This window comes from Paenimyroides ceti, assembly GCF_030409925.1.
Window position 1 is genome coordinate 140,175 of record NZ_JAUFQU010000001.1, and the last position, 17,835, is coordinate 158,009.

Annotated in this window: 12 protein-coding genes; 5 read left to right on the forward strand and 7 right to left on the reverse strand. The window is 36.2% G+C overall.

Annotation, left to right across the window (positions count from 1 at the left end; genetic code table 11):
• Position 1: 1 nt before the first annotated feature.
• Genes QW060_RS00685 through QW060_RS00695 form a run of 3 tightly spaced genes read right to left on the reverse strand, consistent with a single transcriptional unit; the run spans position 2 to position 3,059 of the window.
• On the reverse strand, positions 2-1,108 hold the full coding sequence (locus QW060_RS00685) for an HlyD family secretion protein (RefSeq protein ID WP_290361807.1): 1,107 nt from the start codon (positions 1,106-1,108) through the stop codon (positions 2-4).
• Positions 1,109-1,120: 12 nt separating this feature from the next.
• The gene (locus tag QW060_RS00690) at positions 1,121-2,425 is read right to left on the reverse strand and encodes a TolC family protein (protein WP_290361808.1); all 1,305 of its coding nucleotides are present in this window, start codon (positions 2,423-2,425) and stop codon (positions 1,121-1,123) included.
• Entirely contained in the window at positions 2,415-3,059 is a 645-nt protein-coding gene (locus tag QW060_RS00695) for a TetR family transcriptional regulator (RefSeq protein ID WP_290361809.1), read from the reverse strand. Before QW060_RS00695 ends, QW060_RS00690 begins: the two co-directional genes overlap by 11 nt.
• 265 nt (positions 3,060-3,324) lie before the next feature.
• On the opposite strand from QW060_RS00695, the gene QW060_RS00700 reads away from it, so the two are divergent.
• The 3 genes from QW060_RS00700 to QW060_RS00710 all read left to right on the forward strand — a co-directional run bounded on the left by QW060_RS00700 (position 3,325) and on the right by QW060_RS00710 (position 5,954).
• Complete coding sequence (locus QW060_RS00700) at positions 3,325-3,906, forward strand: DUF4840 domain-containing protein (RefSeq protein WP_290361810.1); 582 nt, start codon at positions 3,325-3,327, stop codon at positions 3,904-3,906.
• Positions 3,907-4,008: 102 nt separating this feature from the next.
• Positions 4,009-4,578: an RNA polymerase sigma factor gene (locus QW060_RS00705; protein WP_290361811.1), complete on the forward strand. Its 570-nt coding sequence runs from the start codon at positions 4,009-4,011 to the stop codon at positions 4,576-4,578.
• Positions 4,575-5,954 (forward strand): porin family protein, encoded by a 1,380-nt coding sequence (locus tag QW060_RS00710; RefSeq protein ID WP_290361812.1) that lies wholly within the window; start codon positions 4,575-4,577, stop codon positions 5,952-5,954. Before QW060_RS00705 ends, QW060_RS00710 begins: the two co-directional genes overlap by 4 nt.
• 383 nt (positions 5,955-6,337) lie before the next feature.
• On the opposite strand, the gene QW060_RS00715 is transcribed toward QW060_RS00710, so the two are convergent.
• Positions 6,338-12,412, reverse strand: coding sequence for an MBG domain-containing protein (locus tag QW060_RS00715; RefSeq protein ID WP_290361813.1), 6,075 nt, complete (start codon positions 12,410-12,412; stop codon positions 6,338-6,340).
• Positions 12,413-12,740: 328 nt separating this feature from the next.
• Between QW060_RS00715 and QW060_RS00720 the strand changes: the two genes are divergently transcribed.
• Both QW060_RS00720 and rmuC read left to right on the forward strand, forming a co-directional pair.
• The gene (locus QW060_RS00720) at positions 12,741-13,244 is read left to right on the forward strand and encodes a GNAT family N-acetyltransferase (RefSeq protein ID WP_290361814.1); all 504 of its coding nucleotides are present in this window, start codon (positions 12,741-12,743) and stop codon (positions 13,242-13,244) included.
• A gap of 175 nt (positions 13,245-13,419) precedes the next feature.
• Positions 13,420-15,033: a DNA recombination protein RmuC gene (gene rmuC, locus QW060_RS00725; protein WP_290361815.1), complete on the forward strand. Its 1,614-nt coding sequence runs from the start codon at positions 13,420-13,422 to the stop codon at positions 15,031-15,033.
• 175 nt (positions 15,034-15,208) lie between these two features.
• On the opposite strand, the gene QW060_RS00730 is transcribed toward rmuC, so the two are convergent.
• The 3 genes from QW060_RS00730 to QW060_RS00740 form a co-directional block, all read right to left on the reverse strand.
• A complete protein-coding gene (locus tag QW060_RS00730; RefSeq protein ID WP_290361816.1) occupies positions 15,209-16,066 on the reverse strand; it encodes a hypothetical protein in 858 nt (285 codons plus the stop codon).
• Positions 16,067-16,169: 103 nt separating this feature from the next.
• Positions 16,170-17,078 (reverse strand): carboxypeptidase-like regulatory domain-containing protein, encoded by a 909-nt coding sequence (locus QW060_RS00735; protein WP_290361817.1) that lies wholly within the window; start codon positions 17,076-17,078, stop codon positions 16,170-16,172.
• A 91-nt stretch (positions 17,079-17,169) separates the two neighbouring features.
• Positions 17,170-17,820 carry a hypothetical protein gene (locus tag QW060_RS00740; RefSeq protein WP_290361818.1) on the reverse strand — a complete coding sequence of 217 codons (651 nt, stop codon included), beginning with the start codon at positions 17,818-17,820 and terminating at the stop codon, positions 17,170-17,172.
• Between the last annotated feature and the right edge of the window lie 15 nt (positions 17,821-17,835).

A 17,835-nucleotide genomic window follows, 5' to 3' on the forward strand; every position in this document is an offset into this window, starting at 1 on the left:
TTTATTTAACGGCTACATCTACATCAGCATTCATTCCTGCACGCAGTAAAGCAATGGCTTCAGCCGGATTGTTTTCTGTCAGTTTGATTTTGACCGGTACACGCTGTACTGTTTTTACAAAGTTACCCGTAGCATTATCAGGTGGTAATAAAGAAAATCGTGAACCTGTTGCTGGTGAAAAGGAGGTGATTTCGCCTTCAAATGATGTGTCAGGGTACGCATCTACTACAATATGTACTTTTTGCCCCGGACGCATTTTGTTTAACTGCGTTTCTTTGAAATTGGCTACTACCCATGTTTCACTGTTGTCAATGATGTAAAAAAGGGCTGCTCCGGGATTGATTACCTGACCAGGTTGTATTTTTACACTGGAGATCTGTCCGTCTGCAGAAGCTCTCACAACGGTATACGACAAATTGAGTTTGGCTGCTTCGAGAATGGCTTTGGCTCTTTCAATATTCGCCTGAGCAACGCTTGTTTGCTTTGAAGCAACGGTTGTTTTGCTGACTACTGCCTGACGTTGTGAAGAACTTGCGTTTCTTTGCTGTTTAAGAACTTCTACCTGTTTATCCGCTTCGAGTTTTGCCGTCATTGCCTGTTCATACTGCTGTTTGGTGATGGAGTGGTTGTTGTATAAATTGGTATAGCGCTGAAAATCATTATTTGCCTGATTGGCTCTGATTTGTGCCGCTTCTATGCTGCCGGAATTGGATTGTACGGTAGCATCTGATATAGCCAGGTTGGCTGATGTGGCAGCAACATCTGCTTTGGATACTTCAAAAGAACTCTCAGCAGCTGTTAAAGCAGCCTGTGCTTCCTGTACTTTTACAAGATAATCCAGGTTATCAATCGTGAAAAGAGTATCTCCTTTTTTTACGATGTCGTTATCTTTTACATATACTTTTGTAATGTAGCCTCCAACACGTGGAATGATTGGGCTCATGTTTTTGTCGATCTGTGCATCATCAGTGGTTTCATGTGCCTGACTGTGAATGTATTTATAAGTACCATAAGTACCTCCGATAAGCACCAGAGCAATAAGGGCAGCGATGAATTTTTTGTTAGAAGGTTTTTTTACTTCTGACGGATTGTTATTGATATCTTCCATTTTTGTTTGAGACTATTTAGTAATTAATTGACCGTTTGCTAATAATACATCGTATTGTTTTTCGATAATATTGGCTTTTGAAATTGCCTGATTGATTTTACTTTGCAGCTGCTGTACATCTGCTTCCAGTAAATCATCTGTATCAGCTACTCCGTTGTCGTATTTGTCTTTGACAATGCGGTAGTTTTCTGTTGCCTGAATTACAGCCTGCTCATATACTTTTTGTTGTTCCTGAGCCAGAATATAATTTTCGTTGGCTTGCTGTACCTGTATTTTTACTCGATCGTTCATGATAGCCTGTTGTTCTTCTATTTCAACGACACGGTTTTTGGCAATGTTTACATTGCGTTTGTTTTTGTATAATGAGCCTAAATCATAAGACAGACCAACTCCAATATTCATGGCGTTTTTTACTGTTATGACATCCTGTAGTCCAAAAGCGGTATAGCCTCCGGATAAAGCAATGCTGGGAAGATATGAGGCTTTGGATATGTTTACCTGATCAATTGCCATCTGATGCTGGCTTTCCAGTGCTTTTAAATCGTTGCGGTTTTCTATAGCTACCTCATAATCTGATGTTTGCTTTATACTGCTGTCAGCGCCAAAGGTGATGGATCCTATTTTGGTATCTTCCGGCAACTGGAGTAAATTGACGAGTTGGTAGTTGACTACATTCACGTTTTTATTTGCTTCCTGCAGGGCTACTTTGTAATTGGAGAGTTGCAGTTCTCCTTTCAATAAATCATTTCGTGCCAGTAATCCGTTTGCTTCCATAGCTTTGAAATCCTCTACCTGACGTGTGGCACGTCTGATGTTTTCTTCCATCAGCACTACGGTTTGCTGTGCTTTGTATAATGTTACATAGAGCTTTATCGCCTGTGCTGCCAATTGATCTTTGGTGTTCAGAGCATTAAATTCTTCTGCCTGTACGGCATTTTCAGCCAGGTGAATACCATTTCTGATTTTTCCGCCGGCATAGAGGGGCATGGTCACACTTGCCTGACCCAACATGAGCTGATGCGTACTGATGTCTGGCGCTCCGCCTTCTCTGTTGATCGGAATTTTGATGTTGACATCCGGAGTTGACATCATCAGATATTGTCCGCTAATTTTGGCATCCGGCAATACATTACTTTTCGCTGCATCGCGTTCCAGTTTCCGACTCATGATTTTGGTGTCGGTTGCTTTGGCTTCTTTACTTTGCGTAGTTGCCAGTTCTATGACTTCGTTAATGTTCAGATTTACTTTTTCCTGAGCAAACAGAGAAAAAGTTCCGAATACGAGCCATGTACCCAGCCACGCTGCTTTATTCTTCATAGGTTAAAAGCGCTTTTATTGTTTTGTGAATATGATCTGTTAGTTCGTTTTCGATATAGCTGAGGTATTCCTCTTCTGTGTGAAATTCCAATACATGCTGTAAAAAAGACCGGTTCATCTGAAAGTTCATAAATGTACCCATCATGGTAGCATGAATCAGAATAGGGTTGCTGTTTTTGTTAAAAACACCTTCTTCTATTCCTTTGTTTATGACATTTCCAATGACTTCAAGATTGAATTTTTTGAGATCGGTAAATGCAGGAGATATTAATAATCGCTTTTTAATAGTACCTTCTACTGCAAGGATCTGATACAGTCCGGCATTGGTATTCATTGCTTTTATATATGTATCAATAAGTATTTCTAAGCGCTCGAAAGAGGAAATGTTTTTATTGTATATGGCATCGGTTTTCATTTTAAAGCCTGAAATACGATCTTCAAACAGAGTTTCGAGGAGTTTATCTTTTGATCCAAAATAATAGGAGATCATGGCTACATTTACATTTGCCGCTTTTGCAATGTCGCGAACTGATGTGCCATCAAAGCCTTTCGTGGAGAATAGTACTTCTGCTGCTTCTAATATTTCTATTTGCTTTTCGTTCATGCTCAGTTGAATAATAATTTGATAGTACAAATTTAAACAAACGTTTAATTTAAACAATTGTTTAAATTTGTTTTTTTTTAATTTTTTTATTCTTATAGGCCAAGCGTGTTTGTAGAGGGTTTTTTCCGCAAAATGTAATGCGTTATTTTGTTTTTTTATTGTTTGAATTTCAGTTGTTTAGGTGTTTTTTATGTGAAAGTGTATGTTTTTTTTCTTTTTTGATGCAAGATTTTGAAAAAACCGGATTTATATAAGTGAGTACTCAAAGAAAATCTAAGTAAAAATCAATTTAAAAATGAAAAATAAGATGAAAACAAATGTAGGATACAAAAGTTTGTTAATAATGTTTGCTCTTTTAGGGCTTTCACTCACTTCTTGTGATAACAAAGATGATGGAACACCTGTTCCTGTTAAAACAGATGATGTAAATGGTATTTACAGCGGTAAAGTTACAACAACTCAGGGTACTGCAAAAAATGAAGCGACTATTTCCTTTACAGCTAATAAAAATGTTATTACATTTGATGAACTTCCTGTAAAAGAGATTGTAAGGTCTGTGGTAAAGGATGCTGCAAAAGCAGAAGCTGCTTTAAAAACGATTGGAAAGGTGAAGTATGAACTTAATTATACGCCTGCTTTGAATAAAGCTAAAACAGCAATTGAATTAACATTTGCGCCTAAAACACTTGAAATTAAGGTTCCGGTTGATGGGGCTACTAAAAATGTAGTGGTTACTTTTTCGAGCCCGCAAAAAGGTGTTTATAAAAGCAAAACCCTTAAGTTTGATTTAACGGCAGATAAAATAACTTCTGATGGCGCGGCAGTAACTCCATATACTGCTGTAAAATACAGTTTTCCAAACTTTTTGAAAAAATAGTAAACAAATCAGTAAACAAACAGGTTGTATCACAAAAGTACAGCCTGTTTTTAGCTAAATTATTATTCTAATGTAATACCAGTTAAGATCTTCAATACCTAAATGATCTCTGAAAATATAACCGAACAACAACTGGTGCAACGCCTGTTTTCGAAAGACCGAGCAGCATGGAAGGAATTTTATGATTCCTACTCCGCAGGTCTTACTTATGTTTGTATGCGTTATATCAAAGAACCTGAAGATGTTAGAGATGTGTTGCAGAATAGTTTTGTAAAGATGTTTCATGCGATAGATACTTTTCAATATAAAGGGAAAGGCGCATTGAAAGCGTGGAGTACACGCATAGTAATCAATGAGTCGCTCCAACAGCTCAAAAGTATTTCAAAATTTGAAAAAGTAAACACTCCTGAAAATCTGCCCAATGAGGAAGAGGAAGAAAATCCGGATTTGATGGATATCCCCGAATCTGATATCCTTGAGATGATACGCTCTCTCCCGGATGGATACAGAACGGTTTTTAATCTGTATGTATTTGAACAAAAAAGTCATAAAGAAATAGCAAAACTGCTTGCCATTGCAGAAAATTCTTCTGCTTCTCAATTTCACAGAGCTAAAAAGATACTGATGCAAAAAATTAATTCTTACAGACAGTTAAAAAAAGATATTTTATGAAAGAGAGATGGTTAGATGATTTGAAGAAGAAGATGGAAGGGTATAAAGAGACCTCTCCTGAACATTTATGGAATGCTATTGATCAGGAACTTTTTTCTAAAAAAGAAGCAAAAATAATTCCATTACTTTCTGAACTCAACGGTAAAAGTAAAGAGGAGAAGCGTTTTAAAAAGCGCCAAAAAAGAAAACAGATCATCCGTGTTGCAGCGTCAGTAGTTGTTTTGATTACTGCCGGTTTTACATTTTATACAAACAACAAACAAACAACAGTCATACATTCAACTATTACAGATTCTCAGATACAGCCTGAAAAAAAATTGCCTGAGACAGGTGAATATGAGCTCATCAATCCTACATCGGAATCTGCTCTTACGAAAACAATACCGCAAAAAAAGAATGTCATTATAAACAAATCAAAGATCGGATCAACACATTATTCTCAATATCCAGATGAACATCCAACGTTTGATTATGTGTATGGGAAGAGAGAAGTAATAGAACCACTACCTGATGAAAAATCAGATAACCCGTCGCAGGACACGTCAGATCAGCAGATCGCAGGTCATGAGACGAAGATGATACAAAATGGAAACAATGGGACAGAAGATTTGGTTATCACTACTTTTTCTGATGAAAAACAATCACTGATGACGGAAGATTCAGTTTTACGTACTCCGCAAAAAAAATGGAGTTTAGGGCTTTTGTCCGGACAATTTTCGTCTAATTCTACTCAGCAAGTCAGCGGATATGCTATGATGAACGGAGATCCTATGGATGCAACTGTTGATTCAGAGGGTAATTATACAGAAGATCCGCTAAACAATATCATTGTAGGTAATCAGGAAAAACAGGTAGAGACGAAAATTCGTCATAAAACACCTGTACGCATGGGTGTTTCCCTATATTATCCTTTAGGAAATAGATGGGCGGTTAATACGGGTATTACTTATACCAAACTTTCATCTGAACTTGTATCAGGAAGTGCTGCTTACAGGTATAACAGCCGACAGCAGCTTCACTATATAGGTGTTCCGCTTCAGCTGAATTATACTATATGGAGTGCGGGACGTTTGACAACCTATGCCAATATGGGTGTTCATGTTGAAAAAGTGGTTTACGGTACTCTGAAAACAGATTATATTGTGGATAGTGTTTTACAGGAAAGTACTCTTGAGAAGATCAGATCAAAAACGATACAAACTTCTCTTAATGCAGGATTAGGGGTGAACTATAGTATTACCGATCATGTAGGAATCTATTTTGAGCCCGGTATCCGTTATCATTTTGATGATAAAAGTACTGTTTATACGATTTATAAGGACAAGCCTCTGAATTTTAATGTTCAGTTTGGATTGCGTTTGAATATTCGCAAATAACGGTATCTATTAGTATTTATAGTTTTTTATTTCTAAATAGAACGTTTTTGAATCTGAAATATGATTGTGTAAAGAGACCTGCTTCAAATGACTGAAGCAGGTCTCTTTTTGATTAGTATATCAGCAATAGTAGTTTTTCAGAGTAGGTAGGAGTAGTTCTTTGATATGATTTTTGAGATTATTCTAATAGAAGTTTAAGCTGTTGAGGATTATGAAATGACTTTCTGACAAAAAATCTTTTTAACTCCGCTTAACATTGTGGTGTAAATTGAACGACTTACCGATACAAAATTGCTCAGAAATTCCACTTGAAGTGACTATTTGGATGTACAAAAAAAGACCTGTCGGATTCGACAGGTCTTAGATAATGAAAAGTTTAAGAATTATTTTTTAACTACTTTGACAAATTTTATTTGTTTTCCGGATCGTATCTCCAGCATATAGTTTCCGTTAGCCAGTGCGCTCATGTTTAACTGAACTTCTTTGCTGTTGGCCTCCTGAGTCATTACTTTCTGACCTATCAGGTTGTAAACTGTCACCCGATCAATACTGTTTTTGTAGGTAACCGTAAGTATATCACTGGTTGGATTAGGATAATATTTTAAGCCTGATGTATCAAATTCGCCTGTCGATAATGTGATGTCTACAGTTACTGGTGTCGGTACACTCGAGCATCCGTTTGTATTCATTAAAACAGCGTAGTAGGTTTGTCCGTTTTCTAAAGGCATTTCTGCTGCTAACGGATTATTTCCGCTCATTGCATCTTCAAGGCTTATGTACCAGATGATATTTTCCTGATCCATTACCAAATCTGCAATTGTTGCTTCTCCGATGTTATTTACCGTAAAACTTTGATTTGCTGCTCCTGTCGGAGATTCCGGTACTTCTAAAATAGTAATTTGCACGGCTGTTCTTTGTGATACACAGTCTCCTTCTGTTTTTTCTACGTAATAAGTTTGTGTTACGAGTACTGTGTCTTCACTAAGTTCAATGCCACCTGTTTCTGTAGTATACCATTTGTAAGATACCCCTGTAGGAGTTACGATCTCTAAATCAGCTACTGTAGCAGATTGACATAAGGAATATGGTTCTACTACCGGCGCATCGATGGTGTTTAATGTTACGGTTACTGCTGTTCTTCCTACACTTTCACATCCATTGATAGTTTGAGAAGCATAATATGTTGTACCGTTTACTAAAGCAGTCGTTTCCGGAAGTTCATTAGTGTCCTGAGCTGTAGCATACCATTTGATTTGTGTTCCCTGAATCTGAATGTCGTTTAGGGTAAGATCAGCTGAAGCACATATTGTCTGAAGAGTTTGTGCTGTAGGCGGTACAACCACCGGAGGTTCTGTTATGATGAATTCCTGAGTGATTGCCAGACCAATTGCATCGGTGATGGTTACAGTATAGGTGCCTGCAGTCAGACCATTAGCGGTTGCTTGATTGCCTCCATAAGGAGCCCAAGAGTAGGTGTATTGAGGTATTCCACCATTTACTTCTACAGTTGCAGAACCATCTGCCCCTCCGTTACAGGTCACATTGGTTTGATCCGTTACAATTATGGTAAATGTTTTAAATATGATAAAATCAGCCCCTGTATAAACCATGTTATAGTTATAAGCATTGAGTGTTCCCTGTTGAATGGCATAAGTGCCTTCATCTTCTCCAGGATCTCTTGAGAGATTCCCTGTGATCACGGATGGGTTATCACCGTTTGCAAAACCTGTAGCTGTGTAGGTTAAAACAGGATCAGTCGTTCCATATACTTTGTTTTTTGCATCTGCAACAATATTTAATGTTGCTTTTGTAATATCAAAGTCTGCACTTATATAAGCAATGTCATAGTTATTACCTGCCATCAGTGTTCCCTGTTTAATTACATACGTTCCGGTATTCTCACCGACTGTTCTGGTTAAAGACCCTGATAGTATTCCATCAGTATCAGCATTTACAAAACCACTTGCTTGATAGGTGAGTGCAGGATCAGTCGTTCCATATACTTTGGTTTTCGCCTCAGCAACAACATTCAAGGTTGCTTTTGTGATATTGAAATCTGCAGTTGTGAATACAAGATCATAGTTTGTTGTTGTGGCCAACGTACCTTGTTGAATTTCATAGATTCCTGCTGTTTCACCTGCTGTTCTGGTCAATGCTCCTGTGATGATGCTTTGATCATCATTGTTCGCTAAACCGGTTACGGTGTAGGTCAAAGCAGGATCAGTTGTTCCGTATACTTTAGCTTTTGCCTCTGCAACGATGTTTAAGGTTGCTTTTGTAATATCAAAGTCAGCTTTTGTATAAGTAATGTCATAGTTAGCCGTTGTTGCCAACGTCCCCTGTTGGATTTCATAAGTTCCTATGTTTTCACCTGCTGTTCTGGACAATGCTCCAGTGATGATGCTTTGATCATCATTGTTCGCTAAACCGGTTACGGTATAAGTAAGTGCAGGATCAGTTGTTCCGTATACTTTAGCTTTTGGTTCTGCAGCAATGTTTAAGGTTGCTTTAGTGATATCAAAGTCAGCTTTTGTATAAGTAATGTCATAGTTAGCCGTTGTTGCCAACGTACCCTGTTGAATTTCATAAGTTCCTATGTTTTCACCTGCTGTTCTGGTCAATGCTCCTGTGATGATACTTTGATCATCATTGTTGGCTAAACCGGTTACGGTGTAGGTCAAAACAGGATCAGTAGTACCATATACTTTAGCTTTTGGTTCTGCAACAATGTTTAAGATTGCTTTAGTGATATTAAAATCTGCAGCTGTGAACACAAGGTCATAGTTTGCGGTTGTTGCCAACGTCCCTTGTTGGATTTCATAGGTTCCGATGTTTTCTCCTGTTGCTCTTGACAATGCTCCAGTAATGATGCTTTGATCGTCATTGTTCGCTAAACCGGTTACGGTATAAGTAAGTGCAGGATCAGTTGTTCCATATACTTTAGCTTTTGCCTCTGCAACGATGTTCAGTGTTGCTTTTGTAATACCAAAGTCAGCTTTTGTATAAGTAATGTCATAGTTAGCCGTTGCTGCCAACGTCCCCTGTTGGATTTCATAGGTTCCTATGTTTTCTCCTGTTGCTCTTGACAATGCTCCTGTGATGATGCTTTGATCATCATTGTTTGCTAAACCGGTTACGGTGTAGGTCAAAACAGGATCAGTTGTTCCATATACTTTCGCTTTTGCCTCAGCAGCAATGTTTAGTGTTGCTTTAGTGATATTAAAATCCGCTTTTGTATAAGTAATGTCATAGTTAGCCGTTGTTGCCAACGTACCCTGTTGAATTTCATAGGTTCCTATGTTTTCACCTGTTACTCTTGATAAACTTCCTGTGATTACAGACTGGTCATCGCCATTTGTTAATCCAGTTACAGTATAGGTTAATGCAGGATCAGTAGTACCATATACTTTCGCTTTCGCATCAGCAGCAATGTTTAAGGTTGCTTTAGTGATATTAAAATCTGCAGCTGTGAACACAAGGTCATAGTTTGCTGTTGTTGCCAAGGTCCCCTGTTGAATTTCATAGGTTCCAATGTTTTCACCTGCTGTTCTGGACAATGCTCCTGTGATGATGCTTTGGTCATCATTGTTGGCTAAACCGGTTACGGTGTAGGTCAAAACAGGATCAGTCGTTCCATATACTTTAGCTTTTGCCTCAGCAACGATGTTTAAGGTTGCTTTTGTAATATCAAAGTTAGCTTTTGTATAAGTAATGTCATAGTTAGCCGTTGTTGCCAACGTGCCCTGTTGGATTTCATAGGTTCCTATGTTTTCACCTGCTGTTCTGGACAATGCCCCTGTGATGATGCTTTGATCGTCATTGTTCGCTAAACCGGTTACGGTGTAGGTCAAAACAGGATCAGTAGTACCATATACTTTCGCTTTCGCATCAGCAACAATGTTTAAGGTTGCTTTTGTAATATCAAAGTTAGCTTTTGTATAAGTAATGTCATAGTTAGCCGTTGTTGCCAACGTACCCTGTTGGATTTCATAGGTTCCTATGTTTTCACCTGCTGTTCTGGACAATGCCCCTGTGATGATGCTTTGATCGTCATTGTTCGCTAAACCGGTTACGGTGTAGGTCAAAACAGGATCAGTAGTACCATATACTTTCGCTTTCGCATCAGCAACAATGTTTAAGGTTGCTTTAGTGATATTAAAATCTGCAGCTGTGAACACAAGGTCATAGTTAGCCGTTGTTGCCAACGTACCCTGTTGAATTTCATAAGTTCCTATGTTTTCACCTGTTACTCTTGATAAACTTCCTGTGATTACAGACTGGTCATCGCCATTTGTTAATCCAGTTACAGTATAGGTTAATGCAGGATCAGTAGTACCATATACTTTCGCTTTCGCATCAGCAGCAATGTTTAAGGTTGCTTTAGTGATATTAAAATCTGCAGCTGTTAACACAAGGTCATAGTTAGCTGTTGTTGCCAACGTTCCTTGTTGGATTTCATAGGTTCCTATGTTTTCACCTGCTGTTCTGGACAATGCTCCAGTGATGATGCTTTGATCATCATTGTTTGCTAAACCGGTTACGGTGTAGGTCAAAACAGGATCAGTCGTTCCGTATACTTTAGCTTTTGCCTCAGCAGCAATGTTTAAGGTTGCTTTTGTAATATCAAAGTCAGCTTTTGTATAAGTAATGTTATAATTATTACTTGTAGTTAAAGTACCTTGTTGAATTTCATAAGTTCCTATGTTTTCACCTGCTGTTCTGGACAATGCTCCAGTGATGATGCTTTGATCATCATTGTTGGCTAAACCGGTTACGGTATAAGTAAGTGCAGGATCAGTAGTACCATATACTTTAGCTTTTGCCTCAGCAACAATGTTTAGTGTTGCTTTAGTAATGTCGAAATCTGCACTTATGTAAGCAATGTCATAGTTATTACCTGCCAGCAGTGTTCCCTGTTCAATCAGATGCGTTCCGGCATTCTCACCGATTGTTCTGGTTAAAGATCCTGATAGTACTCCATCAGTATCTGCATTTACAAAACCACTTGCTTGATAGGTGAGTGGAGGATCAGTTGTACCATATATTTTCGATTTTGCTTCAGCAACGATGTTTAAGGTTGCCTTTTTTACAGTAAGCTTAAAAATAGCATCCGCTGCTTTGTTATATATTTCGTTTCCTGCTTGTTTTGCTATGATATTGACTTCTCCTGCTTTGTTGATTTTGACTTTCCATGTATTGCTGTTTATACTGTCTTGAAAGACTTCAGCGGTACTACTATCTGTCGATATATAATCGATTATCAGTCCGGAGTTTGTCGTCGCATTTAATACAAAAGGGTCATCGCCATAGGTTTTAGTGATGTCAGCTGCAGTAATAGTTTGTGGAAGCCCGCAGTTTGTATCATTTAACATATCATCTAATATAGTCCAACCTTTTGTGAGAGTAAGATAGTTTCTGGCAGTTTTAGCATTAGTTCCATATAGAATATTTACAGAGTCTAAGTTTCTTCCATAAGGAGTGTCTGGATTGGCTGCCCAGCCTATCAGACTCAGTGAATAATTAATACAGTTTATACCACTAAGCAGAAGCATATTGTTCATGTCTACAATAGGAGATAATTTCCAACTACTGATATTTTGATTAAAGGAGATAGCGGCATAAAACATCGAACTCATGTCTGTTACATTTTCTGTATTCCAATTGGTAAGATTTTGATTAAAAGATTGAGCATAACAAAACATAAAACCCATATTGGTTACTGAAGTAGTATTCCAATTGCTTAAATTTTGGTTAAACGAAAGAGTACCATAAAACATATAACTCATATTGGTTACATTTGATGTGTTCCAGTTTTCAATATTTTGATTAAAAAGGAAGCAATCGCTAAAGAGATTGCCCATGTTTGTAATGTTGGATGTGTCCCAGTTTCCTACATTCTGATTGAAAATTCTTGCGCTTTGGAACATATTGCTTATGTCTTTAACAGAGGAGATTTCCCAGGTACCAATATTGGCAGGTCCGTTTAGATTCGTACACTCTCTGAACATTCCTGACATATTGGTTACATTGCTGAGATCCGGTATGTCGGTGGCGGAAATGTTTAGGTTGCGGGCTCCGTTAAAAGCATCTTTCATAGAGAGCCATGAAACACTTCCCCATTGTAGAATATCAGTCAGACGCATACGGTCAGGGATATTATTTATTGTAAAGGTTTTGAGATGTTCGGGTTCTATACTTAAGGTGATAATCTGTCCCTGAGGTAAACCCGAAATCGTAGCAATGGTACTGTCTTCAGGTATTATTCCATTTCCGGTACTTCCATCACTGCAACTCCAGCTGTAGCCTACAGAAAGACCGGGTGCAGTGGTTATATTAAAAGATATTTCATTATCAGCAGTTCCGGAATTATTCATATTCCACACTGTAATGAAGTTTTCCTGAGCTGTACTTAAAAAATAACAGAAAAAGGAAAAAAACAAGGGTATTAATCTTTTCATAATAGTTAAAAATTAATGGTTTTACATCAGTTGTATGTTACATAAAGATGTTTTTAAAGGGATAACTTTTAACGGAAAGAAAACCAGCTGTTTAATACCAAACATTATTAATTTTGGCTGGCCGTTATTTTTTGTGGTAGATTGGTATTTTATGTATTTACTAATTTATGTTAAAAAAACTGATATGCAATAATTTTTTATGTTTTTTATTTGTTTAATGCTTTTTGTAAAAAATAATTTTTTATTTTTTCGATAGCTATAAATAACATTCCTGTAAATACATATTTTAAAAACGATATCTTTGAACTAATCTGTTAGAGGGTAAAAAATGGAAAAATTATATTATCGCAATGCACAGTTAGAAGATTTGGAGCAAATAGTAGCTATCTATAATACTACTATTGCTTCAAGAATGGTTACCGCAGATACGGAACCAGTAAAAAAAGCAGATAGAATGCAATGGTTTGAACAACATACACACGGAATAAGACCGCTTATTGTAGTGGAGAATACTGAAAATGTTATGGTAGGATGGATAAGTTTTCAATCCTTCTATGGTCGGCCGGCGTATAATCATACCGCAGAAATAAGTATTTATCTCGATGAAACACAACGCGGAAAAGGTTTGGGAAAAAGAGTACTGCAATATGCCATTGACCATGCCACAAAGTATGAAATTACTACGCTTCTCGGATTTATTTTTTCACATAATCTACCAAGCTTGAGGTTATTCTATTCGTTAGGATTCGAAGATTGGGGGCTGTTGCCTAATGTTGCGGTTTTGGATGGAATAGAAAGGAGCCTAACCATTGTTGGTAGAAAGATTGTCTAATGATAAAAATATTATTTGACGGATTTCCTCAAAAAAACATATCTAAAAAAACAGAACTTTGTATTGTATATTGAAAGGTGTGCTTTCCGTAGTTATTCAAATTGCTTTCAAATTTCAAAGCAGACTATTCGAAAAAAGCATTTCTCTATATGAGTTTAAAAAACATTATTAGCAGATGGATATAATATCATTAATAATAGGATTGGCAGTAGGCTTTGTACTGACTTATATTGTTTTTCGTGCCACACACAGCAAATCTGAGGTTTCAAAAACAGAATATGAAGGATTGCGTATTCGGTTTGAAGAAACCCATACCCAAAGTAAAATTCTGGAAAGTCAACTCTTTTTTCAAAAAGAATCCACAGCAGAAATGACAAGATTGTCTGCCGGAAAGGATATGGAGTTGCTTAAAATGCAGGGACATATTTCTTCTCTGGAAACAAATGTTGCAAACAGAGAACAAAAGATCGAAGAACTTACTTCATCACTATTGGAATATCGTCAACAAAATGTTGATTTTCAGAAAGACAACAGTTTGCTGGCAGCGCAAAAGGAAACGTTGACTGATAAATACACCAGCCTCAAAGAACAATACAGCCGATTGACTGAACAGTGTACAGACCTTTCCGCACAGTTACAGGAACTGCACAAAGAAAACAGTACACTATCTGCCAATAATGCTGCCTTGAAAGAAAAACTAAGTCTTCACAAAGAGGAGATGATTGAAATACAGAAAACAGCGCATTTACAGTTTGAAAAAATAGCCCATCAGATTCTGGAAGATAAAGCTGGAAAATTTACCGAATCCAATAAACAGAATATAGAGGCACTGCTCAAACCACTGGGAGAAAATATTGATACATTTAAAAAGAAAGTAGAAGAAACGTATGACAAAGAATCAAAACAGCGTTTTTCACTGGAAGAAAAAGTGAAGGAATTGGTAGAACAAACCAATAAAGTAAGCCATGAAGCTAACAATCTTGCCTCAGCATTAAAAGGACAGGCAAAAAAACAAGGGAACTGGGGAGAAATGATTCTGGAGAGTATTTTACAGCAATCAGGACTGGTAAAAAACAGAGAGTATTTTTTACAGTCAACCGTAAAAAATGAAGAAGGAAAAAGTCTGAGACCGGATGTGCTTATTCGCCTGCCTGATCAGCGTATCATCATCATAGATTCAAAAGTTTCTTTGGTAGCATATGACCGTTATTGTTCTGCTGACGATAAAGAAACGCAGGATCTCCATTTAGGGGCTCATTTAAAATCACTATATGCACATATCGATAATCTGCAGGGAAAGGCATACGATCATATCGAAGAGTCACTCGACTTTACCATGATGTTTGTGCCAATTGAACCCGCATATCTCATTGCGATACAGCATGATCCGGAGTTATGGTCATATGCGTATTCAAAAAGGATATTGCTGATCAGTCCTACCAATCTGATCGCCTGTCTTAAATTAATGACTGATTTATGGAAAAGGGAACTGCAAAGTAAAAATGCAATGGAGATTGTAAAAAGAGGGGAGTTGCTGTATGAAAAGTTTGTCAGTTTTGCAACTACTATAGAAGACCTTGGCAGACATATCAATAAAACCGAGCAAGCTTATAAAACAGCAGTTGGACAGCTTAATACCGGCAATGGGCATTTGATCGGTCAGGCACTAAAACTCAAAAATCTGGGATTGAAATCAAGTAAGGAAATACCTTCGGCACTATTGCCCGATGATTTTGATACCGCTACATTAGAGCAGCCGGAAGTTTTTTCTGAAGAGAGTAAGAAATAAGTCTACTTTGTTGCTTTAATTGACTGTTTATTTGAAAAATAAAAAATATAATTACAGAAATTGAGATGTTTTTTTAAAATGAAAAAGGGACATGATTTAATTTTTTGAAAATTAGGAAAATATTGAGAACTATATAGTTCTCAATATCCTGTTTGCTCTATCTTAAAATGTATTTTTATTTTACCATTTTCAACTCGAAATAGATGTCCTGATTTAAGTGAGCTGTTTTCTGTGTTTTAGAAAGATAATTATTTGTAACTGTTTTACTTTCTTTTAGAAGATGTTTTGTTGTAAGTACACCTATTACATTTTTCATATTGGGGTTTTCTGAATTTTCTGGTATAAGTTCTATGCCTATAGTTAAAGTATCATCAGGTATCAAGGTTACCGTATTTTTAAATTCAATATCGAGTTTGGTATATAACTGAGCATCTTTTTCAAAATAAATAATTTTATTGGGCAGCATATTATCACTTAGATTTTCAGAGTTAATGATTAATATAGGCCTTACCTTTTTATTAAATAAGAAATCTTTACCCACTTCATTAGTGATAACAAAAAATCGAATCCCATTAAATTTTGTTACTGTTTCGATTTTATAGGAGGAAATGATATGGGAACCTTCAAAAATTCCAAAATATTCTGTCTCAAATGTCTTTTTTGTTTTTTTGTTGATTTTTTGCCACTTACTTTTTTCATTATTGTGGACTGAAATGATAATTTCTTCTAAAATTTCAGTACTGGGTTCTAATATAATGGACAAATTTTCTGATTGATTCTGTAGCGGAATTTTTTTTGGAAGGTAACCATTACATTCAATTCTTAAGGTATCACTTTCAGAATTTGAGTTGATGGTTAATTTTCCTTCTTTATTGCCATATTTAATGATATTACTGTTTTTGATATAGGTATATGGAAATGCTACCGGATTTGCTTCGGAAGTGATACTGATATCATATTTTTTTTGAGAATACGATACAGAATTAAAAATAAAGGAAAAAATAAGGAGCAATTTCAGGTTTTTAAAATTCATAGTTTTAATACGGTTTAATAAGAGAGATAGATGTTTTTTTATTGAGTTATAAAAGTTTTTAGCATTGTAGTTGTGTTTAATAAAAAGCAACATAAGACTTTTTTTAATCTTCGAGGATTTTTAACTCAAAATATAAATCTTTTGAATTTATGGTTCTATTAAAATCATTGTTGTGATATGCCTCATTGAAGAAATTAAAATATATAGCTGTTTCTAAATCGGTAGACGAAATTTCTTTGATACAGGCCACCATAATATTATTATTGTTATTAAGATCTCTGTCATGTTTTTTTATATCATTTCGAATCAATTCCATACCGACATAAAATTCTTCTCCTTTTTTTATTTTGATAAGATGGTCAAATTCAAATTCTGTTCTGTAATCAATTTTACTTAAAGAGGTTTCAACATTTACCGGGATTCGAAATGTTTTTATTTCATTATCAATAAGAGAATTTGAATTGTTTATTGAATTTTTGAAAATCAATGGGCGTATTTTTTTTGTTTTATGGCTCGCATTAGCGTTTTTTAAAATAAAGGCAATGCCATTAAAGGTAAGATCTTTTGGTGCTTTATACTTTGTTAGTATTACATTTCCTTCAAATAGGTTAAAGTTATCTTTCCAAAGGTGAGGTTTAGGTTTTTTGAAAAAACTTTTCCAACGTGAATTGATTTTATAAATGACCATTTCATCAAGCAACGTACTGTTTTTTTTCAATTCAATAATAAGAGGATGGTTTAGATTTTTTACGAGTACCGTTTTTTCTTCATAACCTATACAATTGATGGTTAGCCTTTCTACTGCGGTCAGATTTGTGATCTCAAAATTGCCTAAAGAATCCGTATAGACGGGTTGCTTCATCTTCGTATGTAGTACCAGCGCATAAGCTACTGCTTCTCCTTCAGACTGTACGTTTCCTTTTAGGGTAGTTTGTGTGTAACTGTTTATTTGAAAAATAAAAAATATAATTACAGGAACTGAGATATTTTTTTGAAATGTAAAAGAAGGCATGATTTATATTTTTTGAAAATTAGAAAAATATTGAGAGTTATATAACTCTCAATATCATGTTTACTCAATGTTAAAAAGGTATTTTCCTTTATCATTTACAAGGATAAACGCCATCTGGAGCCCATCCCGTTGAATGGATCACTGAGCCTAAAAAGTACGTGTTTCTTATTGAGTAATCTGCACAGTAACCAGGGCTTCCTTCAACAGGAACACCAATTCTATGAAAAGTACACGAACCCCATACCTTTTTCCAAAAACCACAGCCTTTGGCAGCAGTAACTTTTTGGGGGGTAAACTTAATAAAATCGAACTTTTGGGTGGTTTTATAGTCTTCATTTTTTGTAAGGTTGCTAAAGATTTCTTGTTTGTCTGTGTTTGCATCATATACCGTTAATACATCTTTTTCTCTGTTGACATCTGCAAAAAATAAAAACACATCTGTTTTTATTTGTTTTACAACATACCCTCTTGCGCGTGCCTCATTATTAACTTTTACTTCTGTGATTGTAACGCCCTGTTTTGTATCCGGGTCAATAACATCAACTGATTTTCCAAAACTGAGATTACTTTGGTAAAAGGCTTTGGCATAAAGGTAACCTTCATCAGATGTTTTGCCGGCAAAATTGCTTGTTTCTTTGTTTTCATCAGAGACTATGGCTTCATCATTTGTACACGCTATTAATCCTATTGTCATCATTATAAGGCTTATGAATAGGAGACAGTGAAATTGAATTTTTTTCATAATTAATTAATTTTT

What these genes read in the sequence shown, in the direction of transcription:
- QW060_RS00685 (WP_290361807.1), bottom strand. Translation starts at nt 1,108, where the DNA reads ATGGAAGATATCAATAACAATCCGTCAGAAGTAAAAAAACCTTCTAAC.
- QW060_RS00690 (WP_290361808.1), bottom strand. Translation starts at nt 2,425, where the DNA reads ATGAAGAATAAAGCAGCGTGGCTGGGTACATGGCTCGTATTCGGAACT.
- QW060_RS00700 (WP_290361810.1), top strand. Translation starts at nt 3,325, where the DNA reads ATGAAAAATAAGATGAAAACAAATGTAGGATACAAAAGTTTGTTAATA.
- QW060_RS00705 (WP_290361811.1), top strand. Translation starts at nt 4,009, where the DNA reads ATGATCTCTGAAAATATAACCGAACAACAACTGGTGCAACGCCTGTTT.
- QW060_RS00710 (WP_290361812.1), top strand. Translation starts at nt 4,575, where the DNA reads ATGAAAGAGAGATGGTTAGATGATTTGAAGAAGAAGATGGAAGGGTAT.
- QW060_RS00715 (WP_290361813.1), bottom strand. Translation starts at nt 12,412, where the DNA reads ATGAAAAGATTAATACCCTTGTTTTTTTCCTTTTTCTGTTATTTTTTA.
- QW060_RS00720 (WP_290361814.1), top strand. Translation starts at nt 12,741, where the DNA reads ATGGAAAAATTATATTATCGCAATGCACAGTTAGAAGATTTGGAGCAA.
- rmuC (WP_290361815.1), top strand. Translation starts at nt 13,420, where the DNA reads ATGGATATAATATCATTAATAATAGGATTGGCAGTAGGCTTTGTACTG.
- QW060_RS00730 (WP_290361816.1), bottom strand. Translation starts at nt 16,066, where the DNA reads ATGAATTTTAAAAACCTGAAATTGCTCCTTATTTTTTCCTTTATTTTT.
- QW060_RS00735 (WP_290361817.1), bottom strand. Translation starts at nt 17,078, where the DNA reads ATGCCTTCTTTTACATTTCAAAAAAATATCTCAGTTCCTGTAATTATA.
- QW060_RS00740 (WP_290361818.1), bottom strand. Translation starts at nt 17,820, where the DNA reads ATGAAAAAAATTCAATTTCACTGTCTCCTATTCATAAGCCTTATAATG.